This is a genomic window from Halorubrum sp. AD140, assembly GCF_034497445.1.
In the GTDB taxonomy this organism is placed as follows: domain Archaea; phylum Halobacteriota; class Halobacteria; order Halobacteriales; family Haloferacaceae; genus Halorubrum.
Genome location: NZ_JAXRUU010000003.1, coordinates 13,077 through 39,257 on the forward strand (window position 1 = coordinate 13,077; position 26,181 = coordinate 39,257).

Consider the following 26,181-nt stretch of genomic DNA (forward strand, 5'->3'; position numbering starts at 1 on the left):
TGATATTCGTTCGCGCTGTCGTCGTGTCGGTGTGTCCTGGGTCTCTCGTCGAAAACGGGGCCGGTGGCCGTTAGCCGCCCTCGGCCTTCCGCTGGATCTCCTCGACGATCTCCGGGTTCCGGAGCGTGCTCGTGTTGCCGAGCTCCTCGCCGTCGGCGATGTTCTCCAGCAGGCGGCGCATGATCTTCCCCGACCGCGTCTTCGGCAGGTCGGGCGTGAACACAACCTGCTCCGGCCGGGCGATCGGGCCGATGGCGTCCTCGACGCCCGCGACGATCGCGTCGCGGAGCTCGTCGTTGCCCTCGTACCCGTCTTCGGTCGTCACGTACGCGTACACGGCCTCGCCCTTGATGTCGTGGTTGCCGCCGACGACGGCGGCCTCCGCGACCCCCTCGACGCCGACGATGGCGGACTCGATCTCCATCGTCCCCAGGCGGTGGCCCGAGACGTTGAGCACGTCGTCCACCCGACCGAGGACGGTGATGTAGCCGTCATCGTCGATCTTCGCGCCGTCCTCCGGGAAGTACACCCAGTCGTCGGGGTCGTCGCTGTCCGTGTCGGAGTACTCCGCCCAGTACTCCTCGATGTACCGCTCGTCGTTGTTGTACAGCGTCCGGAGCATGCCGGGCCACGGCTTCTGGACCGTGAGGTAGCCAGCCTTCCCCGGTTCGACCTCGTCGCCGAGGGTGTCGAGGATCTGGACGTCGAGCCCCGGCAGCGGCGGCCCCGCGGCACCGGGCTTCATGTCCTTGATCCCGGGCAGCGTCGTGATCATCATCCCGCCGGTCTCGGTCTGCCACCACGTGTCGACGATGGGACACTCTTCGTCGCCGATGTGCTGGTAGTACCACTTCCACGCGCGGGGGTTGATCGGCTCGCCGACCGTGCCGAGCAGCCGCAGCGAGGAGAGGTCGTGTTGGTCCGGGAACTTCGATCCCCACTTCATGAACGCGCGGATCGCCGTGGGCGCCGTGTACAGCTGGGTCGCCTCGTAGTCCTCGACGATCTCCCAGAGGCGGTCGCGCTCCGGGTGGTCCGGCGTCCCCTCGTACATCATCGTCGTCGTTCCGAGCGCGAGCGGCCCGTAGACGATGTACGAGTGACCCGTGATCCAGCCGATGTCGGCCGAACAGAAGTACGTGTCATCCGGCTTGATGTCGAGGACGGCCTGGGAGGTCCACGACACCCACGAGAGGTAGCCGCCGGTCGTGTGTTTCACGCCCTTCGGCTGCCCCGTCGTCCCCGAGGTGTACATCAGGAACAGCATGTCCTCGGCGTCGCGGGTGACCGGCTCGACCTCGGCGCCCTCGTGGTCCGCGACCAGGTCGCCGTAGTCGACCTGGTCGTCGCCGAGCTCGTGGCCGAAGTCGTCGCCGTTCGGGCCGAGCCGATCGACGACGACGGTCGTCGTGTCGTGGTCGACGTCCGCGAGCCCCTCGTTCGCCTTGTCGAGGTGGTCGAGGGGGTCGCCGCGGCGGTAGTAGCCGTCGCAGGTGACGAGGTACTCCGACTCCGCGGAGTTCATCCGCGTCGCGAGCGCGTCCGCGGAGAACCCGGCGAAGACGACGCTGTGCGGCGCGCCGATGCGGGCGCACGCCAGCATCGCGATCGGCAGTTCCGGGATCATCGACATGTACATCGTCACGACGTCGTCCTCCTCGACGCCGAGGTCCCGCAGCGCGGCCGCGAACTCGTTCACCTCCCGGTGGAGCTCCGCGTACGTGTACGTGCGGTCGTCCTCGTCGACCGGCTCGCCGACCCACTCGATGGCGGCCTCGTCGGCGCGCTCGTCGAGGTGTCGGTCGAGGCAGTTGGCCGACGCGTTCAGCTCGCCGCCGGTGAACCACTCGTAGAAGGGGGGATTGCTGTCGTCCAGCACCTGGTCGTACTCGGACTCCCAGTCGAGGAGGTCGGCCGCGGCCTCCCAGCACTCCGGCCAGTTCTCCTCGAACTCGTCGTATATTTCCGGATCGGAGACGTTCGCCCCCGATACGAACGACTCCGGCGGTTCGAACACCTCCTGGTCTTCCAGTCTCGCCTCCAGTTGGCCGTCGCCCTCTGTCATGGTACGGTCGTATGCACCCAATATCGGCATATAAACGCTGACGCTAAATACGAAAAATCGTGATAGATTCGCGCCGTCGAAATCCCTCGGACGGGCGTCGGGGCCGGCGTCGAGGTCGCCACCGAGGGCGCGGTTCAGGGTCGCTCCCGGTGCTCCTCCTCGAAGAGTCCGTCGAGCAGCGCTCGCTGCGCTTTCCGAAGGTGGTTGTGGAACGTCGGCGAGGAGACGTCCATCGCGTCGGCGACCTCCTCGGCGGTGCTCCCGCGTGGCCAGTCGAAGTAGCCGCCGTGGTACGCGGCCGACAGCGCGGCCCACTGGCGGTCGGTGAACCGGTCCGCGACGCCCTCGCGGAACGACGACTCCGGACGCGGCGACCGGGCGACCGACTCCTTGCTCGCGAGGCGCGCGTCGTCGAACGCGGCGCGGAGCCCGTCGGCCACCGGGCGGACGTCGGCGCCCTCGGGGAGGTCGGCGACGACGCGGACGCGCCCGTTCTCGGCCGACGCGTCCCTGACCGTCGCGCCGTGCTCGGTGAGCGTTCGGACCGCAGAGCCTCGCTCGACGCGAATCGACACGGAGCAGCCGTCCTCGTGGGTCTCGATCACCCGAAGGGCGGAGACGCCGGACGTCGCGTCGACGACCTCCGCGACCCCCTGCGGTCTGGCGCCCGCCACGGAGAGGTACAGTCGGGAGGCGTCGTCCGTGACCGCGAGCGTCGAGACCAGCTCGAGCCGACAGCCGAGGGTCGCACTCGCCCGGGCGAGGAACGCCCCGTCGGCGGCGGTGTGGAACTCCACCTCGGTGACGGCGTCGGAGTGGAGCAGGTCGCGCCACCGGCCGGCCGTCACCGCCCAGCCGACGCAGCGGCCGAGGGCGCTCAGCTCGCGCCGCTCGACCGCCGAGACGGGCGTCGCGTCCGCGGCGACGACGCACAGCGCCCCGTGGGTCACGTCCCGGTAGCTGACGGGCGCCGCGAGTCCGGGTCGGCCGTCCGTGGTCGCCCCCCCGTCGGTGGTGGCGGTCTCGCCCGCCTGGAAGGCGTCGAGCCACGGTCCCTCCTCGGTCACCCCTCGATCGACGAGGACCTCTCGGTCGACCCCGGCGGCGCCCGCGACCTCGGTCCGTCCCCCGCCGACCGACCCGCGGACCACCCACGCCTCGGCCCAGCGGTCGGACTCGACCAGCCGCTCCGGGACGGTCGCGAGCGGCGATCCCCGGTCGTCGCCGTCCGCGAGCGCCTCGAACCCGGCGAGCGCGGCCGGCTCCCGCGGTTCGGTCCCCCCGTCCGCCCCCTCTCCCGCGCCGCCCGCGAACGCCTGGGCGATCTCCCGTCCGTCGAGGGGACCGAGGTAGTCGTCCAGGGAGGCCAGCGTCTCCCAGCCGCCGGCCTCGCGGACGGCGTGCGGGTCGACGCCGCGGTCGACGAGCAGTCGTCGCGCGAAGGTGTGTCTGAGGTCGCGCGGCGTCACGTCTGCAGGGACGTCTCCCGCCGTCCGTTCCGCCGCCCGCTCGGCCGTCTCGCGAACGATCATCTGGACGCGTCGGGTCGAGACGTCGACGAACGGCTCGGCGTCGGTGAGCCCCTCGCGCTCGGCGTATCGCCGGAGTTCGGCCGCCAACGCCGTCGGAACGACCGTCTCTCGGTCGATCGCTCCGTCGTTTCCGTCGGTCGGCACCGCGAGGAGGGCCGCCTTCGACGCCGACCGACACTCCCTGAGGTGTCGCGGGGCGACGCGGGTGATCTCTCCCGTTCGGAGGCCTGCCTCCCCGGCGAGCCGAACGACGACCGCGGCGCGATACGTCTCCGCACCCGTCACGAGCGCGTCGTACGTCTCGGCGTCGAGTCCGGCGACCATTCGTTTCGTATCTCTACGAAAACACGTAGCAAAAGTGTTCCTCTACCGACTGAACACGGCGACTGCCGAATTTGATTTCGGCAACGTCCCCCAGCGACCGGATATCAGCCCTCTTCGAGATGATCTCCGTTTCGGTTCTATTTCTATATCCGAAACACGATCCCCTCAAACCCCTTCGGCGACGCCCCAAGTGACGTGATCCCACAGTCGCTCGTACGCGTAGTACGTGCCGGTCTTGACGACGTTCGTGACGAGACCGATGTTCACGGCGTTCCCGACGTCGCCGACGACGACCCAGGCGACGAGGACCGTGATGGTGACCATGACCGCGCGGTAACACAGCGTCTTGGCGACCGCCCGCTTCCGAGCGTGCAGGGCGGACCGCGAGACGAGAGCGCCCATGCGCACCGATCACGGGGGCACGATATGAACCCCCTCGCGGTTTCTCAGGCGTCAAAAAGAAACCAGTATTCGTTAACCCTCCCGCACCGCCGACTCTATCTCGCCGACGACCTCGGGGTTTCGCAGAGCGCTCACGTCGCCGAACTCCTCGCCGCGAGCGATGTCCTCCAGCAGGCGGCGCATGATCTTTCCCGAGCGCGTCTTCGGGAGGTCCGGGGTGAACACGATCCGGTCGGCGCGCGCCACGTCGCCGACGGAACGGGCCAGCTCCTCGCCGATCGCCGCTCTGAGCGACTCGTCTGGCTCGACGTCGCTCCGGGTCGTCACGTAGGCGACGATGTCGCCGTCCTCCCCGCCCACGACCGCGGCCTCGGTCACTCCCTCGGCGTCGACGATCGCCGACTCCAGCTCCGCGGTGTTGAACCGCCGCGCCCGGGCGTTTATCACGTCGTCGACGCGACCGAGGATGGTTACGTAGCCGTCCTCGTCGACGGTCGCGCCGTCGCCGGTTCGGTACCGCCACTCGTCTTCGGTCTCGACCCAGTACTCCCGGCGGTAGCGCTCCTCGCCCTCGCGGAGTCCGCGAAGCATGCCGGGCCACGGCGAGCCGATGGTGAGGTACCCCGGCTCGCCGGGAGCCACCGGCGCTCCGTCCTCGTCGACGACGCGCGCGTCGATCCCCGGCAGCGGCGGCCCGACCTTCCCCGGCTTCATCGGCGTGATCCCGGGGAGCGTCGCGAGCGCGATGGCGCCCGTCTCCGTCTGCCACCAGGTGTCGACGACCGGCGCCTCGCCGCCGCCGACGTGCTCGCGGTACCAGCGCCACGCCTTCGGGGCGATCGACTCGCCGACGGTTCCCAACAGGCGGATCGACGAGAGGTCGTGACGCTCGGGGTACTCCGCGCCCCACTTCATGAACGACCGGATCGCGGTGGGGGAGGTGTAGAACACGCTGACGGCGTTGCGCTCGATCAGGTCCCACACACGGTCGCGGTCGGGGTAGTCCGGCGACCCCTCGTAGAGGACGGTCGTGGTCCCGACGGAGAGGGGGCCGTACACGCCGTAGGAGTGACCCGTGATCCAGCCGATGTCGGCCGCACACCAGTAGGTGTCCGAGGGGCGGACGTCGAGGACGTTCCGGGTCGTCCAGGCGACGTGCGCGAGGTACCCCCCGGTCGCGTGCTCGACGCCCTTCGGTCGGCCGGTCGTTCCCGAGGTGTACATCACGAACAGCAGGTCGGTGGCGTCGCGCGCGACCGGCTCGACCGCCTCCCCGTCGTGTGCGTCGACCAGCGACTCGTACGCGTGTTCGTCCGCGCCGAGCGACACGTCGAGGGCGTCCCCGAGCCGGTCGACGACGACCGTCGCCGCGAGGTCGCCGTCGATCCGGAGCCGGGCGTTGTCGGCCTTCGACTTCTGGTTGAACGCGTCCTCCCGGCGGTAGTAGCCGTCGCAGGTGATCAGATACGACGAGTCGGCCGCGTCGAGGCGGGTCGCGAGCGCCTCCGCCGAGAGCCCCGCGAAGACGACGTTGTGGGGCGCGCCGAGACGGGCGCACGCCAGCATCGCGATCGGCAGCTCCGGGACCATGGGGAGGTACAGCGTCACGACGTCGTCCTCTTCGACGCCGAGGTCCCGCAGGCCCGCCGCGAGCGCGTTCACCTCCCGGTGGAGGTCGAGGTAGGTGTACGACCGTCGCTCGCCGCGCTTGCCGAACCACCGGATCGCGAGCTGATTGCGTCGCTCGTCGAGGTGCCGGTCGACGCAGTTGACGGCGGCGTTGAGCCGCCCGTCCGGGAACCACTCGTAGAAGGGCGGGTCGCCGTCGTCGAGGGCCGTCTCGTACGGGCGCTCCCAGTCGAGGAGGTCCGCGGCCCGCCGCCAGGCGTCCGGTCCCTCCGCCGCGAACGCGTCGTACACTCCCGCGTCGTTCGCGACGGCCCGCTCACGGAACTCGGTCGGCGGCTCGAGGGCGTCGTCGACGACTGTCCGGTTCCGCCGCCGGCCGTCGACTCCCGCGTCGTCCATGATATCCGTTCGCACGCGAAAGAATGTATACTTTTTCCGCTATCCCGGTCGGTGGGTTGAGCCGACGGCCCGGCGGCGGAGTCGTCCACGCAACTCGCGGCGGCGTCGCCTACGTCGATTCCGGGGGCGCGAGTGCGGCCGCCTTCGACCGAGCGCGGGCCACGATCGACGGCTTCGCCTCGAAGTCGACGGTCACCTGATCGCTCGCGTACGACTCCTCGTCGACGTGTCCGTGGTCGTGGATCCACGAGACGAGGCTCATCGCGTCGTCGGAGACGGGGAGGACGAGCCGCTCGCGCTCCCAGTCGGGGAGCTCCGCCTCGACGCGGTCGCGGAGCTCCGCGACGCCCGCGCCCGTTTTCGCCGAGACGGCGACCGGGTCGGGCGCCACGCCGGAGAGCGCGCCCCGCTTGTCAGCCAGTTCGCCGGGGGCCAGCCGGTCCACCTTGTTGAACACGGTGACGATCGGTGCCTCGTTGCGCTCGTAGAGGGTGTCGTGGCTCGTGACGAGCTTCTCGCGCATCGTCTCCACCGGCTCACTCGCGTCGACGACGAGCAGCACGAGGTCGGCGCGGTAGACGGAGTCCAGCGTCGACTCGAACGACTCCACCAGCCAGTGGGGCAGGTCCGCGATGAACCCCACCGTGTCGGTGAGGAGGACGTCGCGCCGCTCCATCTCGGCCCGGCGGGTCGTGGTGCCGAGCGTCGTGAAGAGCATGTCCTGCGACTCCGCGGTCGTGTCGAGGTCGGGGTGCCGGTCGGCGTTCTCGTCGACGTCGATCTCGGCCGCGAGCCGCCGCATCAGCGTCGACTTGCCGGCGTTGGTGTACCCCGCGAGCGCGACCAGATCGAAGCCGGAGTCGCGGCGCTGCTCGCGGCGCGCCTCCTCTTTCGCCGCGATCGACTCCAACTCGCCGCGGATCTCGGATATCTGCCGTTTGATGTCGCGCTCGACGCTCTCGTCGTACTCCCCGAGCCCCATGAAGCCGGGCCGCTCGTCGCGCTTCGCGAGGCTCGCCTTGGCCTCGGCGCGCGGGAGCTCGTACCGGAGCTCCGCCAGCTCGACCTGGAGCTGCGCCTTCCGGGTGTTCGCGCGCTGACCGAAGATCTCGAGGATGAGCGTGAACCGGTCGATCACCTCGACGCCCTCCGGGAGCTCCCCGCCGATGTTGAACGTCTGGTACGGCCCCACGTCGTTGTCGACGATCACGGCGCCGGCGTCGGTCCGGCGGACCAGGTCGCGCAGCTCCGCGACCTTCCCCTCGCCGAACATGAACGCGGCGTCCTCGGTGCGGGTCTGGGCGAGCTCGCCGACCACCTCGTAGCCCGCCGCGGCCGCGAGCTGGGTGATCTCGGTGAGGTCGGCGTTCCCGGCGTCGACGCGCTTGGCGACGACCGCGCGCCGCTCTCTGGGGACTGACTCGGCGTCGGCCTCGGCGTTCGCCCCCTCGACGCTCCCGGTCATAGCAGGAGGTTGCGAGCGGCGTACGCGGCGTGGTGTGCTGCCTGCACTGTTTCGCGTTCGCCTATGCTCTCGACGTATTTAAACTCGGGCTGGAGGCTGAGTTCGACGCGCTCCGCCGGCACCTCGTAGAACTCCCCGTGCTCGGCGACGACCGGCCCGTCCGGCGGCGCCGGGAGGTTCCCCACGGCGGTCGCCACGAGTCCCAGCGTCGCGTCGAGGGTCGGCCCCTCGCGCGCCGCGGCGAACCCCATCCCCTCGACCGACCGGATCCGCGTCGAGTCGATCCGGGCGTGGACCGCGGCCGCGACCATCAGGTACCCGCTCTCCTCCTCGTGGCGGCCGCTGATGTCGACGCCGACGACCTCAGGGACGGGGGTCCGCCACCCCGGTTCGTCGCGCCGCCGGCCGTCCGCCGTTCGTCGTCGCGTCCATGACGTCGAGTTTGTCGTCCGCCGAATTGAACGTTTCCGTGGTGCGCGTCGCGGCCCGGACGCGCCGCCTCACCCCGACAGCTCCGCGACCGCGTCGCCGATCCGGTCGACGGCGACCGCCACGTCGTCGGCGTCGACGTCGAGGTGCGTGGTGAACCGCGTCGTGTGCTCGTCGAACTCGACGCAGCCGACGCCGGCCGCCTTGCAGGCCTCCACGAGGTCCGCGGCCGGGATACCGGCGTCCTCGGTGTGCGCGACGACGATGTTGGTGTCGGGCGCGGGCGCGTCGACGCCGTCGACCGCGTCGAGTCCGGCCGCGAGCCGCTCCGCGTTGGCGTGGTCCTCGGCGAGCCGGTCGACGTTCTCTAAGGCGAGCAGGCCGGGCGCGGCGATGATGCCGGCCTGGCGCATCCCGCCGCCGAACAGCTTCCGGACGCGGCGGGCCTCCTCGACGAACTCCTCGTCGCCGGCGAGGATCGAGCCGACGGGCGCGCCGAGCCCCTTCGAGAGGCAGAACGTGACGCTGTCGACGGGCGCGACGAGCTCGCTCGCGTCGACGCCGAGCGCGACCGCGGCGTTGAACACGCGCGCGCCGTCGAGGTGGACCGGCACGTCGGCGTCGCGAGCGGCCTCGGCGGCCGCGGCGATCCCGTCGACCGGGATCGCGGTCCCGCCCCGGAAGTTGTGGGTGTTCTCCAGCGACAGGAGACCAGTTCCCGGCCGGTGGAGGTCCTCGCTCACGAGCCCCTCGGCGACCGCGTCCGGGCTCGGAACGCAGCGCTCGCCGGCGTCGATCGTCCGGGTCTGGAGGCCCGAGAGGTTCGACGCGCCCGCGAGCTCCCAGCGGTAGACGTGCGACTCGCGCTCCAAGAGGAGCTCCTGACCGGGCTCCGTGTGGACGTGGACGGCGATCTGATTCGCCATCGTCCCGGACGGGACGTACAGCGCGGCCTCGGTCCCGACCGCCTCGGCGGCGCGGCGCTCCAGCTCGTTGACGGTCGGGTCGTCGCGGTACACGTCGTCGCCGACCTCGGCGTCGCGGGCGGCCTCGCGCATCTCGTCCGAGGGCGTGGTGACGGTGTCGGATCGCAGGTCGATGGTGTCCTCGTCGATGTCCATCTGTTGTCGGCGGTTCGACGGCCGGCGGGAAATAGGTCGCGCTCGGAGGCGGGTCGCCCCGAGGGTTCCGCGTTCGGTCCCTTCTTAACCCGCGCTGCCGATCCGTGGCGTATGGCAACGGAAGCCGCGGCCGACGACGCGACCGACGCCCCCGAGGCGTACGAGGACCTCCTGGACCGCGTCCGACGGTGGAACACCGTCGGGAGCGCGGCCGGCGTGCTCGGGTGGGACCAGCAGGTGATGATGCCCGAGGGCGGCACGCCCGCCCGCTCGAAGGAGCTCTCGACGCTCTCGTCGATCCGCCACGACATGATCACCGACGACGAGACCGGCGACCTGCTCGACGCGCTGGACGACGCCGACCTCACCGACGAACAGGCCGCCGTCGTGCGCGAGGTCCGCCGGGACTACGAGCGCGGCGACGCCGTCCCGGTCGAGCTCGTGGAGGAGATCTCCGAGACCAGCTCCGAGGCGCTGCAGGCGTGGGAGGAGGCGAGGGCCGAAGACGAGTTCGAGGCGTTCGCCCCGTACCTGGAGAAGCACGTCGAGCTGAAGCGGGAGTACGCGGAGCAGATCGACCCCGACCGCGACCCCTACGAGGTCCTCTTCGAGGACTACGAGCCGTGCCTCTCGATCGACCGCGCCGAGGCGATCCTCGACGAGCTCCGCGAGACGCTCGTCCCCATGATCGACGCGATCCGCGAGTCCGACGCCGACCTCGCCGTCGACACCTTCGAGGGCACCTTCCCCGAGGACGAACAGGAGGCGCTCTCGCGGGAGGCGCTCGAGCTCGTCGGCTACGACTTCGACCGCGGCCGGCTCGACGTCTCCTCGCACCCGTTCACCTCCGGGAACCAGTTCGACTGCCGGATCACGACGCGGTTCGACGAGTCCGACCCGCTCGGCGCGGTCGGCTCGACGATCCACGAGTACGGCCACGCGCAGTACAACCTCGGGCTCCCGCGAGAGGCGTGGGCCACCCCGCTCGGCGAGTCGCGGGACCTCTCCGTCCACGAGTCGCAGTCGCGGCTCTGGGAGAACCACGTCGGCCGGAGCCGCGCGTTCTGGGAGCTGTTCCTCCCGACGTTCCAGGAGCGGTTCCCCCAGACCGAGGACGCCACCGTCGAGGACGCCTACGAGGCGGTCAACCAGGTGTACGAGGACAACCTCATCCGCGTCGAGGCGGACGAGCTCACCTACCACCTCCACATCATCGTGCGGTTCGAGATCGAGCGGGACCTGATCCGCGGCGACCTCGCGGTCGAGGACGTGCCCGAGGCCTGGAACGACAAGTACGAGGAGTACCTCGGGATCCGTCCCGACACCGACAGCGAGGGCTGCCTCCAGGACATCCACTGGAGTCACGGCAACTTCGGCTACTTCCCGACCTACTCGCTCGGGTCTGTCATGGCCGCGCAGCTATACGAGGCCGCCGAGGAGGAGATCGACGGCCTCGACGCGAAGGTCGCCGACGGCGACTTCGAGGACCTCCAAGCGTGGCTGGGCGAGAACGTCCATCGGCACGGCTCGCGCTACGAGACGAACGAGCTGGTGAGGCAGGCGACCGGCGACGACTTCTCCGCCGAGGCGTTCACCGACTACGTCGAGGAGAAGTACGGCGAGCTGTACGGGATCTGACCGCGATTCTCCCGACTTCCAGAGTCACCCGTCGAATCCGAGAAGCCGCAGCCCGATCAGGCTCACGAGCACGGTCGACCCCTCGTGGCCGACCACCGCGAGCGGGAGCGGGATTCCCGCGGTGAGGATCGCGGCGATCATGACCGCGATCGCACCGAACGCGATGGAGAAGTTGACGTGCAGCGTCCGCTTCGTCTCGCGGCTCAAGACGAACGCGTACGGAAGCTTCTCCAGTCTGTCGGACATGAGGACGATGTCGGCCGTTTCGAGCGCCACGTCCGTCCCCGCTCCGCCCATGCCGACGCTGATGTCCGCGGTCGCCAGCGCCGGCGCGTCGTTCACGCCGTCGCCGACCATCGCGACGGCCTCGTGGCGCTCCTTGAGCCGTTCGACGTGCTCGACCTTCTGTTCGGGGAGCAGCTCGGCGTACACCTCGTCGACGCCGACCTCGTCCGCGATGTACCGCGCGACGCGCTCGTTGTCGCCCGTGAGCATGACGATCCGCTCGACGCCCTGCTCGCGGAGTTCCGCGATCGTCTCCGCCGCGTCCCCGCGAACCGTGTCGGTGAACGCGAGCCAGCCGAGCACGCGTCCCGGACGCACGGCGTCGTCCTCGCCCGCGTCGTCCGCACTGTCGCCCTCGGCGGCGCCGCCGTCGCCGTCGGCACCGTCGTCCGCGGCCACGTGCGGCTCGCTGGTTACGAGCACGGCGGTCTTCCCCTCGGCCTCGAGGTCGCGGACGGCCTCGAGCCCGCGTTCGAGGCCGCGGACCGAGCGCCCGGCGAGCGTCGTCTCGAAGTACCGCGGGTTGCCGACGTGTATCGTTCGGCCGTCGACGACCGCGTGCACGCCCTTCCCGACGACCGCCTGAAATCCCGTCGCCGTCGGCGGGTCGAGCGAGCGCTCCGCCGCGGCCTCGACGGTCGCCTCGGCGAGGTGGTGTTCGGAGCGCGACTGGACCGCGGCCGCGACCGCGAGGAGCTCGTCGTCGTCGACGGCGCCCTCGACCCCGACCGCGTCGGTCAGCCGGGTGTTCCCCTCGGTCAGCGTCCCCGTCTTGTCGAAGGCGACCGCGTCGACGTCGCCCGCGGTCTCGACGTGCTCGCCGCCTTTGAATAAGACGCCCTGCCGGCCGCCGGCGGAAATCGCGGACAGCACCGCCGCCGGCGTCGAGATGATCACCGCACACGGGGACGCGGCCACCATGAGCGTCATCGCGCGATAGAACGTCGGATCGAAGGCGCGGTCCAACAGGAGGATCGGCGCCGTCATCGCGAGCACCGCCAGCACGTACGGCTGCTCGAAGCGATCGATGAGCTGCTGCGTGGGCGCTCGGCTGCGCTGTGCGTCCTCGACCATGTGAACGAGCCGCGCGAGCGTGGACTCGTGCGCCTCGCGCGTGACGCGCACCTCCAGACTCCCCGTCTCGTTTATCGTCCCGCTGAACACCTCGTCTCCCGGCTCCTTCGTGACGGGGACGGACTCTCCGGTGAGAGACGACTGATCGACCGCGCTCTCCCCGGACTCGACGACGCCGTCGAGCGGGAGTCGGTCGCCCGGCCGGACGACGAACACGTCGCCCACCTTGACGTCGTCGATCGGCGTCGAGACGACCTCGCCGTCGCGCTTGACGCGGGCCGAGTCCGGTCGCATCCGGATGAGCGACTTGATCGCGGTCCGCGACCGCCCGATCGCGTACTCCTCTAACACGCCGGACAGCGAGAAGAGGAACAGCAGCAGCGCCCCCTCGAACGGCGCCCCGATGACCAGCGCGCCGAGCGCCGCGAGGACCATCAGGAGGTCGATCTCCACGGCGGGCTCGCGGAGCGCCGCGACGCTCCCGACGAGTCCGTACCACCCGCCGCAGACGTACGCGACCGCGTAGCCGCCCCAGACGAGCCACGACGGCGCGCCGAACCACCCGCCGAGCAGCCCCACCACCATTCCCGACAGGGTGAGCGCGACCGATATCGCACGCGCCCGGACCAGCGGGCGATCGAGGGGGCCCTCGGTCTCGATCGACGCCCCCGCGGACGAGTCGACCGAGTCGGAGACGTCCACGTCGGGCTCGGACAGAGCGTCCATGTCGCAACGTCGCTCTCGCCCGTGAATAAGCGTTCGCGTGGAACCCCCTTTCGAGAATCCGCCATATCGCCGCGGACGCCCGTGAGAACGGTCCTCTCGGATGCACCGGCCGGCCCGTTATAGTGGCCTCCCGTCGGTCGGCCCCGCTACTCGCCGGCCGAGGGCCGGCTCGTTTTCAGTGGTCTCACTGCGTTCGACCACTCGGCTCGCGGCTACGCCGCTCGCTTGTGGTGGCCTCCCGTCGGTCGGCCCCGCTACTCGCCGGCCGAGGGCCGGCTCGTTTTCAGTGGTCTCACTGCGTTCGACCACTCACTTCTCGATGATGCTCTCCTCGACCGCCTCGCCGAAGTGCCGCGCCACGTCCTCGTAGTAGACGAGCGCCTCGTCGCCCTCCTCCAGGTCGGTGACCGCCGTCTTCCCGTCGGCGGTCGCGACCTTCACCGTCTCGGCGTTCTGGATGAGCGTCTCCACGCGGTCGACGCCCTCCTCCGTCTCGATCTCGGCCTGAACGCGGAACATCGGGCGCTTCTCGATCTTCACGCGCCCGACGATCGCTTCCCGGGTGTGGCCCGCGGTGTCAACGACCTGCACCTCGTCGCCGCTGGACAGCTCCGCGAGGTAGTTCGTGCCGCCCTCGGGGTTTCGGACGTACGCGTGGACCGCGCCGGCGTTCACGCGGAACGGCCGCGACTCGACGTACGGCGACTCCGCGGTCTCGGCGTGGACGAAGAAGAGCCCGCGCGACATCGACCCCACGAGCATCCCCTCGTCGTCGTCCATCAGCGAGCCGGTGTCGATGCAGACGCGGTCGGCCATCCCGGTCTGCTCGACCGCGGTGACCTCGGCGTACCGGAGGTCCAGCGTCTCGCGGTCGGCGGCGTCGCGGGCGTCGACCGCGCCGCGGATCTCGTCGGGCGAGTCCGCGTCGAGGAGGACGCCGTCCGCGCCGATCTCCAGCGTCTCGAAGGCGGTCCGGGCCTCGGCGGCGGTCGTCGCGCCGGCGACGAGGTGCGTCTCCTCGCCGACCCGCGCGATCAGGTTCTCCAGCGGGATGATCGACCAGTCCTCGCCGACGACGATCGTGTACTCGGCGTCCGCGGCCGCCTCCTCGGCGAACCGCTCGTACTCGCTCCCGAGCACGTGGACGTACACGCCCTGCGCGCGGTCGTCGCGCCGGCGGACCGTCGTGAGGTCCGCCGAGCCGGAGAAGTCGTCCGGGAGCTCGATCGTCCCGTCGCCCTCGCCGCCCTTGCCGACGAAGTAGGCGTCGGCCTCGGCGTCGCTCTCGGCGTCGTCGATGACGTCCGCCTCCGAGCGGAACGCGGCGACCGACACGTCGCCCAGCTCGCGGACGCGTCCCACGTCGGCCTCGTCGACGAGGACCCAGTCCGCGCCCGCCTCGATGGCGGTCGTGATCCGTCGCTTGCGCGCCTCCCAGTCGCCGACGCTCCCGTCGGCTTTCACCCAGACCGTGCGTGTCATTGTCGGAACCTCACGGCGACGCGGCTTGAAAACTGCGAAAGGGTCGGGCGTTGCGGTCGCCGCCGACACGGCCGGGTCGTATTAGTGCTCCCGGCCTCTCGAGGCTGGTATGTCCGATCCGCCACACGTCGTCGGCATCGCCGGCAGCCTTCGAGACCGGAGCTACACTCGCCTCGGCGTCGATCGCGCGCTCGACGGGGTCCGCCGCGCGGGGGGCACCGCCGAGCTGCTCGACCTCCGAGAGTTCGACCTCCCGACATTCGATGCCGATCGCGACGAGGCGGGAGACGCGGCCGCGTTCAAGCGACGGGTCCGCGAGGCCGACGCCGTCCTCCTCGGAACGCCGATGTACCACGGCTCGTACTCGTCCACGCTGAAGACGGCGCTCGATTACTGCGGCTTCGAGGAGTTCGAAGACAAGACCGTCGGGCTCCTCGCGGTCGCCGGCGGCGGCTTCCCGGTGACGGCGTTGGAACACCTCCGCTCCGTCTGTCGGGCCCTCAACGCGTGGGTGATCCCCCATCAGGTGGCCGTCCCCCGCGCCCACGCCCAGTTCGACGACGGCGACCTCGTCGACGGGGACCTCGACGGGCGAACGCTCACGCTGGGGCGTCGCGCCGTGCAGTACGCCGACATCGAGCCCGACCCGGACTCGTTCGAGGGGGAACAGAACGTCGGAGCGAGGTGATCGGAGCGAGGCGACTCAGTTGGTACGGACGAGGCGGACCGTCAGGCCTCGACGAACCCGCCGGCCCGGAGCGCCTCGTCGACCGTCGCGTCGTCGTGGACGATCGCCGACACCGCCCGCGCGATCCCCTCGGGGTCCTCGTGCTGGAAGATCGACCGCCCCATCGACACGCCGGCGGCGTCGCCGTCCATCGCGCCGCGCACCATCTCGACCGTCTCGCGGTCGGTCCCCTTCGAGCCGCCGGCGATGACGACCGGGAGTCGGGTCGACTCCGTGACGCGCGCGAAGGAGTCGCCGTCGCCGGAGTAGCCGGTCTTCACCACGTCGGCGCCGAGCTCCTCCGCGAGCCGGACCGCGTGTCCGAGCGACTCGGGGTCCGTCTCGTCGACGCCGGGGCCGCGCGCGTACGCCATCGCGAGTACCGGGAGACCGAGGCGCTCGGCGTCGGCGGTCAGCTCCGCGAGCTCTTCGATCTGGTCCGGCTCGTGGTCGGAGCCGACGTTGATGTGGAACGAGACCGCGTCGGCGCCCGCGCGCACCGCATCCTCGGCGGTGGCGGTGACGCGCTTGTCGTTCTCGTCGGGGCCGATCGTCGTCGACCCGTTGACGTGGACGATGTAGCCCGCGCCGTTCTTGTTCGGGTGGACGCGCTCCGCGATGCCGCGCTGCGTGAGGACGGCGTCCGCGCCGCCGAGCGTGACGCCGTCGATCGTCGACTCGATGTCGACGAGGCCGTCGACGGCGCCCATCGTGATCCCGTGGTCCATCGGGACGATGAGGTATCGGTCGTTCGTGGAGATGCGCTCGAGTCGTGCCGAGAGTCCTGCTGTCATGGTGGGTTCGGTCGTTGTGTGAGAGTGTGGCAATCGTAGGTAAGTGGGTTTCGTTCGGGGTCGTATTGGCTCGAAGTCGCGCTCACCGCGACTCCGCGGTCCCGACGCGGGCGGCGTAGCCCCGCTCGGCACCGTCCTTCAGCTCCCGCGAGAGCGCCTCGAGCCGGTCGGCGACCTCGTCGGTCGACAGGTCGTTCTCGACGCCCTCGGCGACGATGTCGACGAGCGCCGAGCCGACGATGACCCCGTCGGCGCCGCCGGCGACGATCCGCTCGGCGTGCTCGCCCGCCGAGATGCCGAACCCGACGGCCTTCGGCACGTCGTACTCGGCGAGCCGGTCGAGGCTCTCCGTGGTCTGGTCGGAGACGTCGTCGCGGGCGCCGGTGGTTCCGAGCCGCGCCTGCACGTACACGTACCCCGACACGCGACCCATGATCCGGTCGAGCCGGTCGCCGACCGTGGTCGGCGCGACGATGAAGACGAGGTCGAGGCCGAACTCGTCGCACGCTTCCCGCAGCGGATCGGCCTCCTCGGCCGGCAGGTCGGGGACGACGAGCCCCTCGATGCCGGCCGCGGCGGCGCGCTCGACGAAGGGGCGAGGACCGCCGCCCGCGGTTTCACCGCTCGCCTCCGAGGTGCTCCGCGCCTCGCCGGAGCCGTACTGATAGATGAGATTGTAGTACGTCATACACACCAGCGGCGCCTCCACGTCCAGCTCCTCGGCGAACGCGAAGAACCGGTCCGGCGTCATCCCGGCGTCGAGCGAGCGCACGAGGGCCCCCTGGATCGTCGGTCCCTCGGCGATCGGCTCGGAGAAGGGGAGGCCGAGCTCGATGACGTCGGCGCCGCCGCGGTCGAGCGCCCGGACGTACTCCAGCGACGCCTCGTAGGAGGGGTCGCCGACCGCGAGGTAGGGGATGTACGCGGGGCCGTCGGCGAAGGCGGCGGCGATGGCCGCCGAGTTCCCGGGCTCCAGCGCTCGGTCCGCCATTCAGATACCCCCCGTGAACATCGACATGTCCGGCGCCCCGTCGATTTCGCGCTTGTCCGTCTCCTCGATGGCGGCGTCGAGGTCCTTGTCGCCGCGCCCGGAGACGTTCACGACGACGCGCTCGCCGAGCTCCTCGTGGTGCTCCTCCACGAAGCCGAACGCGTGGGCCGTCTCCAGGGCGGGGATGATCCCCTCCGTGTGCGAGAGCCGGTGGAACCCCTCCAACGCCGAGTCGTCGTCGACCGCGACGGGGTTCACGCGCCCCTCGTCGACGAGGTAGGCGAGCTCCGGGCCGACGCCGGCGTAGTCGAGCCCGGAGGAGATGGAGTGGCTCTCCATGATCTGGCCGTCGGAGTCCTGTAGGAGCTTGGTGCGCGCCCCGTGGAGCACGCCCTCCTCGCCGGTGAAAAGCGACGCCGAGTTGGGCGCGACGCCCGCCTCCTCGTCGACCTCCAGCGTCGAGCCGCCCGCCTCGACCGCGTGTAGCGCGACCTCCTCGTCGTCGACGAACGCGGCGAACGCGCCCATCGTGTTCGACCCGCCGCCCGCGCAGGCGACCACGTCGGTCGGGAGCGCGCCGGCCTTCTCGATCGACTGCGCGCGCGCCTCCTCGGAGATGACCGCCTGGAAGTCCCGGACCATCACCGGGAAGGGGTGCGGCCCGACCACGCTACCGATCACGTAGTGGGTGGTCTCGACGGTGGTCGCCCAGTCGCGCATCGTCTCCGAGATGGCCTCCTTGAGCGTGCCCCGGCCCGCGGTCACGGGGTTCACCTCCGCGCCGTTGAGCTTCATCCGGAAGACGTTCGGCCGCTGGCGGTTGATGTCGCGCTCGCCCATGTAGATCTCGCAGGGCATATCGAGGTGGGCGGCCGCCATCGCGGTGGCGGTGCCGTGCTGGCCGGCGCCGGTCTCCGCGATGATTCGCTCTTTCCCCATGTACTTCGCCAGGAGGACCTGCCCCAGCGCGTTGTTGAGCTTGTGTGCGCCGCCGTGGAGCAGGTCCTCGCGCTTGAGGTAGACCTCCGTGTCGTAGCGCTCCGAGAGCCGGTCGGCCCGCTGGAGCGGGATGGGACGCCCGCCGAAGTCGGCGAGCCGCTCGCGGAACTCGTCCACGAAGCCGTCCTCGTTGTCGAGGACGTACCGCTCGTACGCGTCGGTCAGCTCCTCGATCGCCGGCATCAGCGCCTCCGGGACGTACTGGCCGCCGTAGCGGCCGAACTTCCCGTCGTCGCGCCCCCGCTCGCGGCCCGGGCGGCGCGACGGCTCTCCACTCTCGCTCGTCGTTGGTTCGGTTTCGCTCATGTGGGTGTCTCCGTGGGTCCGCCGTCCGAGTGCTCGTCGTCCGCGACGGCGCCGTCTGCGGCGCCTCCGTCGCCGTCCGCCTCCGCCCGCGTCAGCGCCCGCGTGTTCGCCTCGACGTCGCCGTCCATGATCGCGCTCCCGACGAGCAGCGCGTCGGCGCCGGCCGCGCGCATGCGCCGAGCGTCGGCGGCCGAGCCGATCCCGCTCTCGGCGAGCAGCGTCACGTCGTCGGGGACGTGGGGCGCCACGGACTCGAATGTTCCGAGGTCGACGACCAGCTCCGCGAGGTCGCGGTTGTTCACGCCGACCGTCGTCGCGCCCGCGTCGAGCGCGTCCTCCAGCTCCTCGCGGTCGTGGACCTCGACGAGGACCTGGAAGCCGCGGTCGCGGGCGGCGGCGAGCAGGTCCGGGAGGTCGTCGCCGACGAACCGCGCGATCAGGAGGACGACGTCGCTCTCGACGGCGTCGAGCTGCGACTCGGCGACGACGAAGTCCTTGCGGAGGACCGGCACGTCGACCGCCTCCCGGACCCGACGGAGGGTGTCGACGCTCCCGCCGAAGTGCTTCGGCTCGGTGAGCACCGAGAGCGCCGCGGCGCCGCCCGCGACCATCCCCTCGGCGAGCGCGACGGGGTCGTCGTCGCGGGTCCCGTCGGTGGTCGGGCTCGTCGGCTTGACCTCGGCGACGACCGGCACGCGCCCGTCGGCCTCGGCCCGGTCGAACGCCGCGCGCAGGCTGCGCGGGTCGACGTCGACGCGGTCGGTTCGGCCCTCGGCCGCCCGGTCGCGCGCGCTCGACAGGATCGACCTGACCGCGGGGGCCAGCTCGGTTGTATCCTCCATTACTGTACACTAATGCACGTATCTGTTCATAAGGCTTGCGGGCACGGCCGCGACGCGACGACGGGGGACGGCTATCGATCTGCGCCACACCCCTCGTTTTAACCCTCGGGACCACCGTGTAGTCGACATGAACGCGACGGGAACGACCGGGGTCTTCGCCCGCGAGTTCGACGAGATCGACGGGGCGGTCGAGGTCGGATTCGCCGGCGGGCGGGTCATCGCGGTGTCGTTCCCCGCCCACGCGCCGGCGGACGCGGACCCGGACCACGACCTGCTCGACCGGATCGGTGCGTACCTCCGCGGGGAGCCCGACGGGTTCGACGACGTCGCCGTCGGCCTCACGGTGCCGACGGATCGCCGAGCCGTCCTCGAGGCGCTCCGAACCGTTCCCTACGGCGAGGAGGTGTCCGTCAGCCGCCTCACGCGGTTGGCCGCGCTCGACGCCGATGACCCCGACGACCTCGAACTGGTGACGAGCGCGCTCGACGAGAACCCGATCCCGCTCTTCCTTCCGGACCACCGGGTGCAGGGCGGTCCGTACGCCACGCCCGGAGACGTGCGGGACGCGGTGCGGCGCGTCGAAGGATTGTAGCGCGGTCGAGAGATAGTGGCTAGCGTGGTCGAGAGAGAGTAGCGCGGTTCGGGGCGGCCGGCATTCCGGGGGACTACTCCGCCCCCCGCTCGCGACCGTGCTCCTCGATGTTGTCCCAGACGACCCGCATCAGCTCGCCGGTCTTCTCGACGAGGTCCTCGACCGCGCCGTCGGAGCCGACGGGCGCGCAGCCGAGGTCGCGGATCGCCTTCGTCGCCGAGGTGTGGTGGACGTGGACCAGGTCGTCGCCCTCGCGCTCGTACACGATCGTCGTACACGGGAGCATCCCCGCGAGCGTGGGGTCGATCTCGATCGCGTCGAACGCGATCTCGGGGTGACACACCACGATGAGCGCGGTCCGCTCGACGTCGTCGTGGCCGAGCATTCCCTCGATCATCTGGTCGAGCCGCGTGACCTGTACCGTCTCGAAGTCGGCCAGCTCGTGTTCTATCTGCACGAAGGGAACCGCGTCGTCGAACGGCACGTCGAGGGTCGTGTGGAGCGCCTCGTCGGCGGTGGGAGCCGGCGACCCGGACTCGGCGTTGCTCATGGGTCCGACTCCGGCCGTAGTTCAAAAACACCCGCTAGCCCGTCAATTGGTGCCGCTACCTCCGACGGGTCGCGGGGCTTGCCGGTCGGGACGGACTTATCGGTCGGACCCGTCTCTGGTCAGCCATGATAGAACTCTCGCGGGCGGCTTACGACGACGTCGTGTACCACGCGTACGAGGGCGGCGAGGCGGAGATCTGTGGCGTCCTCGCGGGCGCACACGGCACCGACGGCGAGCCGAGCGTCGTCAGCGAGGCGTATCGCGCCGAGAACGTCGCCGAGACCCCGCAGATCCGCTACCTCATCGACCCCGAAGAGCAGTTCGAGCTCATCGAGCGAATCGAGAACGACGGACTCGACGTGGTGGGATTTTACCACTCACACCCCACCGGTCCGACCCACCCGAGCGAGACGGACGCCGCGCGGGCGACCTGGCCCGACCACTCGTACGTGATCTGCGCGCTCGACGGCTACCCGTTCGTCGGCTCCTGGCGCTGGCGCGGCGACGAGGACGGGTTCGAACAGGAGACGGTCGCGGTGCGGAGCGAGCGCTGAGGTCGACGAGCGCATCGGTCGAGACCCCGAGTTCCGGTTCGATCGAGTCCCTCTCTGGAGCGATCGAGGGAAACCGTCAATTTTGTAACACTCCGAGCTGTAGGACGAGCCATGACGCGCGAGAGCACGGTCTCGGGGGTGGACCACGTAGAGCTGTTCGTCACCGACTGGGACGACGCCGCGAGCTGGTACGAGCGTGTGCTGGGGATCACGCCGGACGCGTCGTTCGAAGAGTGGTGGGCGACCGGATCAGGACCGCTGATGCTGTCCGTCGACGACGCCACCAAGTTGGCGTTGTTCGAACGCGAGTCGGCAGTGCGCGGCCATGAAGTGAGCCCCACCCGGATCGCCTTCCGAACGGACGCGGACGGCTTCGTCTCGTTTCTCGACCGGCTCGACACGCTGGAGTTGACAGGCCACGACGGCGACCCTGTCACTCCTGACGACGTGGTCGATCACGAGCTGTCGTACTCGGTATACTTCACGGATCCCGACGGGAACCTGTTGGAGCTCACGACGAACGACTACGACGAAGCTACGTCTCGTCTCAACTGAGGCCGCCAGAGAACCCTCCCCACCAGGCGTATCGCCTTCCCCGACGTTCACCGACCGCCCGACCGCCTCTCGCTCGCTCAGTCGTCCGCTTCGATCTCCGGTTCGGGCTCGTCGCCGCCGACGTCGATGGCGCAGGAGGCGCTGTACTCGACGTCGTGGACCGACTCGATGGCGGGGTCGTCGCCGCACACCGGGCAGTCGTCCTGCTTGGGGATCTCGACCTTGTCGAACTCCATGTCGAGCGCGTCGAAGAACAGCATCGAGCCGTCGAGCGACTCGCCCTCGCCGATGACGTGTTTCACCGTCTCGGTCGCCTGCAGGCAGCCGACGGTGCCCGGGAGGACGCCGAGGACGCCCGCGGTCGCGCAGTTCGGGACCATCCCAGCCGGCGGCGCTTCGGGGAACAGACAGCGGTAACACGGCGAGTCGTCGCCGCCCGCGAACGTCGTCACCTGCCCCTCGAACTTGAAGATGGAGCCGTGCGAGAAGGGGATCCCGGCGAGCGTGCACGCGTCGTTGACGAGGTACCGCGTCGCGAAGTTGTCGGTGCCGTCGACGACGAAGTCGTAGCCGGATATCAGCTCCTCGATGTTGTCGGCGGTCACCCGCAGCTCGTGTCTCCGGACGTCGACGTCGGGGTTGAGCTGCTCGACGAAGTCGGCGGCGGAGTCGACCTTCTTGCGACCGACGTCGTCGTTCCCGTGGATCACCTGGCGCTGGAGGTTCGACAGCTCCACCTCGTCGTCGTCGGCGATGCCGATGGTGCCGACGCCCGCGGCCGCGAGGTACTGGATTATCGGCGCGCCGAGCCCGCCCGCGCCGAGCACGAGCACCTCGGCGTCGAGCAGCGCCTTCTGGCCCTCGGGACCGACGTCGTCCATGATGATGTGTCTGGAGTAGCGGTCGAGCTGCGTGGGATCGAGATCGAGATCACTCATTCGTCCCCCTTTGTAACTACGAACGCATAAGCCGGCCGCCCACCGGCGCGTCCTGCCGCCATCTCGGAGGTGTGCCCCGTCCGCACGACCGACGGGGGCGCCGGCGACGGGCGAGAACGACGCGCCGAGGACGCGGCCCCCGTCGGCGGTGACCCGTCGCGAGCGCGCCGCCCCACATCACCGGTCGTGTTAGGCCGTGGCCGACGTTGCCGTCGACGCGTCCCTTTTTGGACTGGGACGCGAACCCTGGATATGGCCACGATCAAGCTGCCGGCCGTCCTCGTCGGCGGATCCGCGACCTCGGAGGTAGAGGTCGAGGGCGACACCGTCCGCGAACTGTTCGACAACCACGCCGCCGAGCACGGCCCGGAGCTGAGAGACAGCGTGCTCGAAGACGGCGAGATCAAGGAGTTCATCAACGTGTACGTCGAGGGGACGCCCGTCGACGGCGTCGACGCCGAGGTCCCGGCCGACGCGCAGGTCCGCGTCATCCCGGCCGCCTCCGGCGGTCGGTAACCGGTCAGTTTTCCGCCGATTCCTTGCGCCCCGTTACAGGTACTCCTCCCAGAGCGGGATGTCCGCGTACTTGTCGCCGCGGTCGCACAGCATGAACACGACCACGTCGTCGTCCGCGAGTTCGCCCGCGGCGTCGAGGTTCGCCACCACTGCCGCGCCGCCGCCCGCGGACGTCCCGACGACGAACTGGTCGTCGACCCGGAGGTGCTCGCGGACCGTCGACTCGTCGTGCTGGCCGGGGTCGGCGATCGGCACCGGGTCGTCCAGGTAGCGCTCCCGGAGCGCCCGCGCGCGGTCGTAGGCGTCCGAGGTGGTGACGTACTCCGTCCGATCGAGCACCGCCTCGTCGTACGTCTTCGGGTGGTAGTGGTCGCCCGTCTTGAGGTACTTCAGGCCGTCGATGGCGTGGAGTTGCTCGTCGGGCTCGAAGCCCACGACCTCCACCGCGCCGTCGCTCAGGTCGGTCAGCCCGCGGCCGGTCCCGGTGATCGTCCCGCCGGTGCCGACGCCCGCGACGAAGTGGGTCACGTCGCCGCCGGTCGCGCGGTAGATCTCCCGGGCGGTGGTCCGCTCGTGGGTGCCGGGGTTGTCCGGGTTCTCGTACTGGTTCGGGCGGAAGTACGCGTCGGGGTCCGCGGCGATGATCTCCTCGCAGCGCTCGATGACGGCGTCGTAGCCGAGGTTGGCGTCGACGAAGTGGATCTCCGCGCCGGCGTCGCGGACCGCCTCCACCTTCCCGCCCGCCGCGTTGTCGGGCATGACGATCTCGACGTCGTAGCCCCGGGCGGCCGCGAGCCGCGCCACCTCGCTGCCGGTGTTGCCCGAGGTCGGCTCGATCACGGTGACGCCGGGCTCGAGTTCGCCGCGCTCCGCGGCGCCGTCCAACATCCCCTTCGCGATCCGGGACTTGACGGAGCCGCCGCCGTGCGGGGCGTCGTAGAGGTTGAACCACTCCGCCTTCGCGTACACGTCCGCGTTCGACTCGAGGCCGAGGTCGAGCTCCACGAGGGGCGTCTCGAAGATCGTCGATTCGTCGACGACGTACTCGCTCATGGGCCCCGTAGGCCGCTCCCCGATAAGAGTCCGACGGAAACGGCCGTCTCGACGGTCGTCGCCGTCGTGCGCCGCGCTCGTCCGTCAGAGATACGGGAGATGTCTGCCGGTCACGAAAGGGGTTATCGGGCCGAGGCCGTACCCCTCCGTATGAGTCAACCATCGTGGGACGACGTCGTCGAGATGCCCGACGAGCTCGACGACGAGACGGCCGAGGCGCTCCTGGCGGACGCGACCGAGGTACAGGACATGACCGGCGAGGTGTGCCCGTATCCGCAGGTCGAAGCGAAGAAGGCGATCGCGGGGCTCGCTCCCGGCGACGTGCTCGTCCAGGAGACGGACCACGTTCCGAGCACGGAGAACGTCCCGAAGGCGGTCGGCGACGACGCGACCGCGAAGGTGTGGAAGTCCGGTGACGGCCGCTACCGGATCTACCTGCGCAAGGAGTGACCATGGTCGAGGAACTCACCCCCGAGGAAGTCCACGAGCGGGTTCAGAAGGGCGACATCCGCGTCATCGACACGCGCCCGGCGGCGGAGTACGAACGGGGCCACATTCCCGGCGCGATCAACGTCCCGTTGGGCGATCTCCCCTCGCGCGTCCCCGACATCGAGTGGGACGACACGGACGTGGTCTGTGCGTGCCCGATCGGCCAGTCGTCGAAGCAGGCCGCGATGCTGATCAGCAGCTACGAGGGCGTCGACGGGGACGTGCTCGTCGCCAGCATGGCCGGCGGCTACGAGGAGTGGGACTTCGAACTGGAGACCGGTGCGGCGGCGGACGCGTAACCCGCTCGAACTCGACCGTTCCGTGGCAGGAGAGTCCAGACCCGATCGGTCCGTGGCAGAGGGCCCAGGCGACGCGACTGCGGAGCGGTGGCGCCAGAGATTAGTGGTCGGGAGTGGAAGGACTGAGACCCCTTAGGCGAATTAACTGTACATTCGAGTGTCAGATAGGCGTATTCCTTTATATCTTCGAAATGACGGGCCTGTAGCATGGACGCCGAACTGGCCCGCCAAGAGCTCTACGAGGTGATGAACCAGCCCCGAGAGTTCGAGGTCAACGCCGAGCGGGCGCTCGCGATTGGCAAGCGGTATCTCGACGTCGATAACGCCCACCTGACCGAGATCCACGCCGACAGCGACTACTGGGAAGCCGTCGTCAGCACGGACCCGATCGACGGGGAGTTCCCGCCGGGGCTCGTTCTCGATCTCGGGAGCACGTACTGCCGGCGCGTCATCGCCGACGGCGGGACGGTCGCGCTCCACGACGCCCCCGCACAGGGCTGGGCCGACGACCCCGTGTTCGACGCGCACGAACTGCACTGCTATCACGGCAGTCCGATCGTCGTCGACGGGGAGATCCACGGTACGGTCTGTTTCGTCTCCGAGGGCGCCCGCAGCCGACCGTTCAGCGACGAGGAGACGCTGTTCGCCGAGCTGATCGCGCGGATGCTCGAACACGGCCTGCAACGCCAGCGGACCGCCGACGAGATCGAGCGGCTGGACCGGTTCGCGAGCGTGCTCGCTCACGACCTCCGAAACCCCCTCGGAGTGGCGCAGGGTTACGTCGATCTCTTCAGGAAAACCGGCGACGATCAGCACCTGACCACGGCGGCGGACGCGCTCGACCGAATGGACGTGCTCGTCTCGGACATCCTGACGATGGTTCGACAGGGAGAGACCGTCGAGTCGGCCGAGGCGGTCGATCTGGACTCCGTGGCCGAGCACTGCTGGCAGTCGGTCGTCACCGGGGAGTCCGACCTCCGCGCGGACGCGGGCCTCACAGTCCGGGCGGCTCCCGACAGGCTCCGGCGCCTCTTCGAGAACCTCTTTCGAAACAGCGTGGAACACGGTTCCACGGGCAGCCGGGCGGAGCCCGGCGACGCCGTCGAACACGGCGGCGACGGGGTGACGGTCCGGGTCGGCGCTCTGGCCGACGACGCGGGGTTCTACGTCGAGGACGACGGGCCGGGCATCCCGGCGAGCGAGCGGGACTCCGTCTTCGAGCGGGGGTACTCGTCGGAGGCGGAGGGGAGCGGACTCGGACTGGCGATCGTCGCGAGCGTCGCCGCGGCGCACGACTGGCGGATCTCGGTCACGGACGCCCCGGCGGGCGGGACCCGGTTCGAGATCGAGGACGTCGTCGTGCTCGACACGGTGGCGAACTGAGGGAACCGACGGTCGTCGACGG

Annotated in this window: 25 protein-coding genes; 9 read left to right on the forward strand and 16 right to left on the reverse strand. The window is 70.1% G+C overall.

Annotated features, from left to right (window positions below; genetic code table 11):
- Nucleotides 1-70: 70 nt before the first annotated feature.
- The 7 genes from acs (U4E84_RS01325) to U4E84_RS01355 form a co-directional block, all read right to left on the reverse strand.
- Nucleotides 71-2,065: an acetate--CoA ligase gene (gene acs / locus U4E84_RS01325; protein WP_322530292.1), complete on the reverse strand. Its 1,995-nt coding sequence runs from the start codon at nt 2,063-2,065 to the stop codon at nt 71-73.
- A gap of 134 nt (nt 2,066-2,199) precedes the next feature.
- On the reverse strand, nt 2,200-3,921 hold the full coding sequence (locus U4E84_RS01330) for a bacterio-opsin activator domain-containing protein (protein WP_322530293.1): 1,722 nt from the start codon (nt 3,919-3,921) through the stop codon (nt 2,200-2,202).
- A gap of 165 nt (nt 3,922-4,086) precedes the next feature.
- Nucleotides 4,087-4,323: a DUF2061 domain-containing protein gene (locus U4E84_RS01335; RefSeq protein ID WP_322530294.1), complete on the reverse strand. Its 237-nt coding sequence runs from the start codon at nt 4,321-4,323 to the stop codon at nt 4,087-4,089.
- 72 nt (nt 4,324-4,395) lie between these two features.
- Nucleotides 4,396-6,351, reverse strand: coding sequence for an acetate--CoA ligase (gene acs, locus U4E84_RS01340; RefSeq protein ID WP_322530295.1), 1,956 nt, complete (start codon nt 6,349-6,351; stop codon nt 4,396-4,398).
- Nucleotides 6,352-6,460: 109 nt separating this feature from the next.
- Nucleotides 6,461-7,816 carry a GTPase HflX gene (gene hflX / locus U4E84_RS01345; RefSeq protein WP_322530296.1) on the reverse strand — a complete coding sequence of 452 codons (1,356 nt, stop codon included), beginning with the start codon at nt 7,814-7,816 and terminating at the stop codon, nt 6,461-6,463.
- A complete protein-coding gene (locus tag U4E84_RS01350) occupies nt 7,813-8,163 on the reverse strand; it encodes a DUF2209 family protein (protein ID WP_322530375.1) in 351 nt (116 codons plus the stop codon). The genes hflX and U4E84_RS01350 overlap by 4 nt, the downstream gene beginning before the upstream one ends.
- Before the next feature lie 153 nt (nt 8,164-8,316).
- Nucleotides 8,317-9,366 carry a GntG family PLP-dependent aldolase gene (locus U4E84_RS01355; RefSeq protein ID WP_322530297.1) on the reverse strand — a complete coding sequence of 350 codons (1,050 nt, stop codon included), beginning with the start codon at nt 9,364-9,366 and terminating at the stop codon, nt 8,317-8,319.
- 111 nt (nt 9,367-9,477) lie between these two features.
- Between U4E84_RS01355 and U4E84_RS01360 the strand changes: the two genes are divergently transcribed.
- Complete coding sequence (locus tag U4E84_RS01360) at nt 9,478-11,004, forward strand: carboxypeptidase M32 (protein WP_322530298.1); 1,527 nt, start codon at nt 9,478-9,480, stop codon at nt 11,002-11,004.
- Between the two features lie 24 nt (nt 11,005-11,028).
- Here the strand turns inward: U4E84_RS01360 and U4E84_RS01365 are convergent, their stop codons facing one another.
- The gene (locus U4E84_RS01365; RefSeq protein ID WP_322530299.1) at nt 11,029-13,089 is read right to left on the reverse strand and encodes a heavy metal translocating P-type ATPase; all 2,061 of its coding nucleotides are present in this window, start codon (nt 13,087-13,089) and stop codon (nt 11,029-11,031) included.
- A 309-nt stretch (nt 13,090-13,398) separates the two neighbouring features.
- Complete coding sequence (locus U4E84_RS01370) at nt 13,399-14,571, reverse strand: 3-dehydroquinate synthase II (RefSeq protein ID WP_322530300.1); 1,173 nt, start codon at nt 14,569-14,571, stop codon at nt 13,399-13,401.
- A 109-nt stretch (nt 14,572-14,680) separates the two neighbouring features.
- On the opposite strand from U4E84_RS01370, the gene U4E84_RS01375 reads away from it, so the two are divergent.
- Nucleotides 14,681-15,259 (forward strand): NAD(P)H-dependent oxidoreductase, encoded by a 579-nt coding sequence (locus U4E84_RS01375; protein ID WP_322530301.1) that lies wholly within the window; start codon nt 14,681-14,683, stop codon nt 15,257-15,259.
- A gap of 41 nt (nt 15,260-15,300) precedes the next feature.
- Here the strand turns inward: U4E84_RS01375 and U4E84_RS01380 are convergent, their stop codons facing one another.
- The 4 genes from U4E84_RS01380 to trpC form a co-directional block, all read right to left on the reverse strand.
- Complete coding sequence (locus U4E84_RS01380; protein ID WP_322530302.1) at nt 15,301-16,092, reverse strand: 2-amino-3,7-dideoxy-D-threo-hept-6-ulosonate synthase; 792 nt, start codon at nt 16,090-16,092, stop codon at nt 15,301-15,303.
- Nucleotides 16,093-16,174: 82 nt separating this feature from the next.
- Nucleotides 16,175-17,083: a tryptophan synthase subunit alpha gene (trpA, locus tag U4E84_RS01385; protein WP_322530303.1), complete on the reverse strand. Its 909-nt coding sequence runs from the start codon at nt 17,081-17,083 to the stop codon at nt 16,175-16,177.
- A complete protein-coding gene (trpB, locus tag U4E84_RS01390; RefSeq protein WP_322530304.1) occupies nt 17,084-18,388 on the reverse strand; it encodes a tryptophan synthase subunit beta in 1,305 nt (434 codons plus the stop codon).
- Nucleotides 18,385-19,230: an indole-3-glycerol phosphate synthase gene (gene trpC, locus U4E84_RS01395; protein ID WP_322530305.1), complete on the reverse strand. Its 846-nt coding sequence runs from the start codon at nt 19,228-19,230 to the stop codon at nt 18,385-18,387. Before trpC ends, trpB begins: the two co-directional genes overlap by 4 nt.
- A 127-nt stretch (nt 19,231-19,357) precedes the next feature.
- On the opposite strand from trpC, the gene U4E84_RS01400 reads away from it, so the two are divergent.
- Nucleotides 19,358-19,822 carry an MGMT family protein gene (locus U4E84_RS01400; RefSeq protein WP_322530306.1) on the forward strand — a complete coding sequence of 155 codons (465 nt, stop codon included), beginning with the start codon at nt 19,358-19,360 and terminating at the stop codon, nt 19,820-19,822.
- A gap of 73 nt (nt 19,823-19,895) precedes the next feature.
- Here the strand turns inward: U4E84_RS01400 and U4E84_RS01405 are convergent, their stop codons facing one another.
- Nucleotides 19,896-20,372 carry a DUF302 domain-containing protein gene (locus U4E84_RS01405; RefSeq protein WP_322530307.1) on the reverse strand — a complete coding sequence of 159 codons (477 nt, stop codon included), beginning with the start codon at nt 20,370-20,372 and terminating at the stop codon, nt 19,896-19,898.
- Nucleotides 20,373-20,497: 125 nt separating this feature from the next.
- Between U4E84_RS01405 and U4E84_RS01410 the strand changes: the two genes are divergently transcribed.
- Both U4E84_RS01410 and U4E84_RS01415 read left to right on the forward strand, forming a co-directional pair.
- Entirely contained in the window at nt 20,498-20,926 is a 429-nt protein-coding gene (locus U4E84_RS01410) for a desampylase (protein WP_322530308.1), read from the forward strand.
- A gap of 111 nt (nt 20,927-21,037) precedes the next feature.
- Nucleotides 21,038-21,481 carry a VOC family protein gene (locus tag U4E84_RS01415; protein ID WP_322530309.1) on the forward strand — a complete coding sequence of 148 codons (444 nt, stop codon included), beginning with the start codon at nt 21,038-21,040 and terminating at the stop codon, nt 21,479-21,481.
- Between the two features lie 77 nt (nt 21,482-21,558).
- Here the strand turns inward: U4E84_RS01415 and U4E84_RS01420 are convergent, their stop codons facing one another.
- Nucleotides 21,559-22,419: a molybdopterin-synthase adenylyltransferase MoeB gene (locus U4E84_RS01420; protein ID WP_322530310.1), complete on the reverse strand. Its 861-nt coding sequence runs from the start codon at nt 22,417-22,419 to the stop codon at nt 21,559-21,561.
- Nucleotides 22,420-22,671: 252 nt separating this feature from the next.
- Here U4E84_RS01420 and U4E84_RS01425 point away from each other — a divergent pair, with 252 nt between their 5' ends.
- Nucleotides 22,672-22,935 (forward strand): MoaD/ThiS family protein, encoded by a 264-nt coding sequence (locus tag U4E84_RS01425; RefSeq protein WP_322530311.1) that lies wholly within the window; start codon nt 22,672-22,674, stop codon nt 22,933-22,935.
- 33 nt (nt 22,936-22,968) lie between these two features.
- On the opposite strand, the gene U4E84_RS01430 is transcribed toward U4E84_RS01425, so the two are convergent.
- Entirely contained in the window at nt 22,969-23,988 is a 1,020-nt protein-coding gene (locus U4E84_RS01430) for a pyridoxal-phosphate dependent enzyme (RefSeq protein WP_322530312.1), read from the reverse strand.
- Between the two features lie 150 nt (nt 23,989-24,138).
- Between U4E84_RS01430 and U4E84_RS01435 the strand changes: the two genes are divergently transcribed.
- From U4E84_RS01435 to U4E84_RS01445, 3 genes are all read left to right on the forward strand, one after another.
- Entirely contained in the window at nt 24,139-24,438 is a 300-nt protein-coding gene (locus tag U4E84_RS01435) for a sulfurtransferase TusA family protein (protein WP_322530313.1), read from the forward strand.
- 2 nt (nt 24,439-24,440) lie between these two features.
- A complete protein-coding gene (locus tag U4E84_RS01440) occupies nt 24,441-24,776 on the forward strand; it encodes a rhodanese-like domain-containing protein (protein ID WP_322530314.1) in 336 nt (111 codons plus the stop codon).
- Between the two features lie 207 nt (nt 24,777-24,983).
- Nucleotides 24,984-26,159 (forward strand): GAF domain-containing sensor histidine kinase, encoded by a 1,176-nt coding sequence (locus tag U4E84_RS01445; protein ID WP_322530315.1) that lies wholly within the window; start codon nt 24,984-24,986, stop codon nt 26,157-26,159.
- Nucleotides 26,160-26,181: the final 22 nt, after the last annotated feature.

Bases quoted from the DNA above. Each gene is read 5' to 3' on its own strand.
- hflX (WP_322530296.1), bottom strand. From the start codon at position 7,816: ATGACCGGGAGCGTCGAGGGGGCGAACGCCGAGGCCGACGCCGAGTCA.
- U4E84_RS01420 (WP_322530310.1), bottom strand. From the start codon at position 22,419: ATGAGTGATCTCGATCTCGATCCCACGCAGCTCGACCGCTACTCCAGA.
- U4E84_RS01335 (WP_322530294.1), bottom strand. From the start codon at position 4,323: ATGGGCGCTCTCGTCTCGCGGTCCGCCCTGCACGCTCGGAAGCGGGCG.
- acs (WP_322530292.1), bottom strand. From the start codon at position 2,065: ATGACAGAGGGCGACGGCCAACTGGAGGCGAGACTGGAAGACCAGGAG.
- U4E84_RS01430 (WP_322530312.1), bottom strand. From the start codon at position 23,988: ATGAGCGAGTACGTCGTCGACGAATCGACGATCTTCGAGACGCCCCTC.
- trpA (WP_322530303.1), bottom strand. From the start codon at position 17,083: ATGGCGGACCGAGCGCTGGAGCCCGGGAACTCGGCGGCCATCGCCGCC.
- U4E84_RS01400 (WP_322530306.1), top strand. From the start codon at position 19,358: ATGAACGCGACGGGAACGACCGGGGTCTTCGCCCGCGAGTTCGACGAG.
- U4E84_RS01440 (WP_322530314.1), top strand. From the start codon at position 24,441: ATGGTCGAGGAACTCACCCCCGAGGAAGTCCACGAGCGGGTTCAGAAG.
- trpC (WP_322530305.1), bottom strand. From the start codon at position 19,230: ATGGAGGATACAACCGAGCTGGCCCCCGCGGTCAGGTCGATCCTGTCG.
- U4E84_RS01360 (WP_322530298.1), top strand. From the start codon at position 9,478: ATGGCAACGGAAGCCGCGGCCGACGACGCGACCGACGCCCCCGAGGCG.
- U4E84_RS01370 (WP_322530300.1), bottom strand. From the start codon at position 14,571: ATGACACGCACGGTCTGGGTGAAAGCCGACGGGAGCGTCGGCGACTGG.
- U4E84_RS01435 (WP_322530313.1), top strand. From the start codon at position 24,139: ATGAGTCAACCATCGTGGGACGACGTCGTCGAGATGCCCGACGAGCTC.
- U4E84_RS01445 (WP_322530315.1), top strand. From the start codon at position 24,984: ATGGACGCCGAACTGGCCCGCCAAGAGCTCTACGAGGTGATGAACCAG.
- U4E84_RS01365 (WP_322530299.1), bottom strand. From the start codon at position 13,089: ATGGACGCTCTGTCCGAGCCCGACGTGGACGTCTCCGACTCGGTCGAC.
- U4E84_RS01415 (WP_322530309.1), top strand. From the start codon at position 21,038: ATGACGCGCGAGAGCACGGTCTCGGGGGTGGACCACGTAGAGCTGTTC.
- U4E84_RS01405 (WP_322530307.1), bottom strand. From the start codon at position 20,372: ATGAGCAACGCCGAGTCCGGGTCGCCGGCTCCCACCGCCGACGAGGCG.
- U4E84_RS01425 (WP_322530311.1), top strand. From the start codon at position 22,672: ATGGCCACGATCAAGCTGCCGGCCGTCCTCGTCGGCGGATCCGCGACC.
- U4E84_RS01410 (WP_322530308.1), top strand. From the start codon at position 20,498: ATGATAGAACTCTCGCGGGCGGCTTACGACGACGTCGTGTACCACGCG.
- U4E84_RS01380 (WP_322530302.1), bottom strand. From the start codon at position 16,092: ATGACAGCAGGACTCTCGGCACGACTCGAGCGCATCTCCACGAACGAC.
- U4E84_RS01355 (WP_322530297.1), bottom strand. From the start codon at position 9,366: ATGGACATCGACGAGGACACCATCGACCTGCGATCCGACACCGTCACC.
- trpB (WP_322530304.1), bottom strand. From the start codon at position 18,388: ATGAGCGAAACCGAACCAACGACGAGCGAGAGTGGAGAGCCGTCGCGC.
- acs (WP_322530295.1), bottom strand. From the start codon at position 6,351: ATGGACGACGCGGGAGTCGACGGCCGGCGGCGGAACCGGACAGTCGTC.
- U4E84_RS01330 (WP_322530293.1), bottom strand. From the start codon at position 3,921: ATGGTCGCCGGACTCGACGCCGAGACGTACGACGCGCTCGTGACGGGT.
- U4E84_RS01375 (WP_322530301.1), top strand. From the start codon at position 14,681: ATGTCCGATCCGCCACACGTCGTCGGCATCGCCGGCAGCCTTCGAGAC.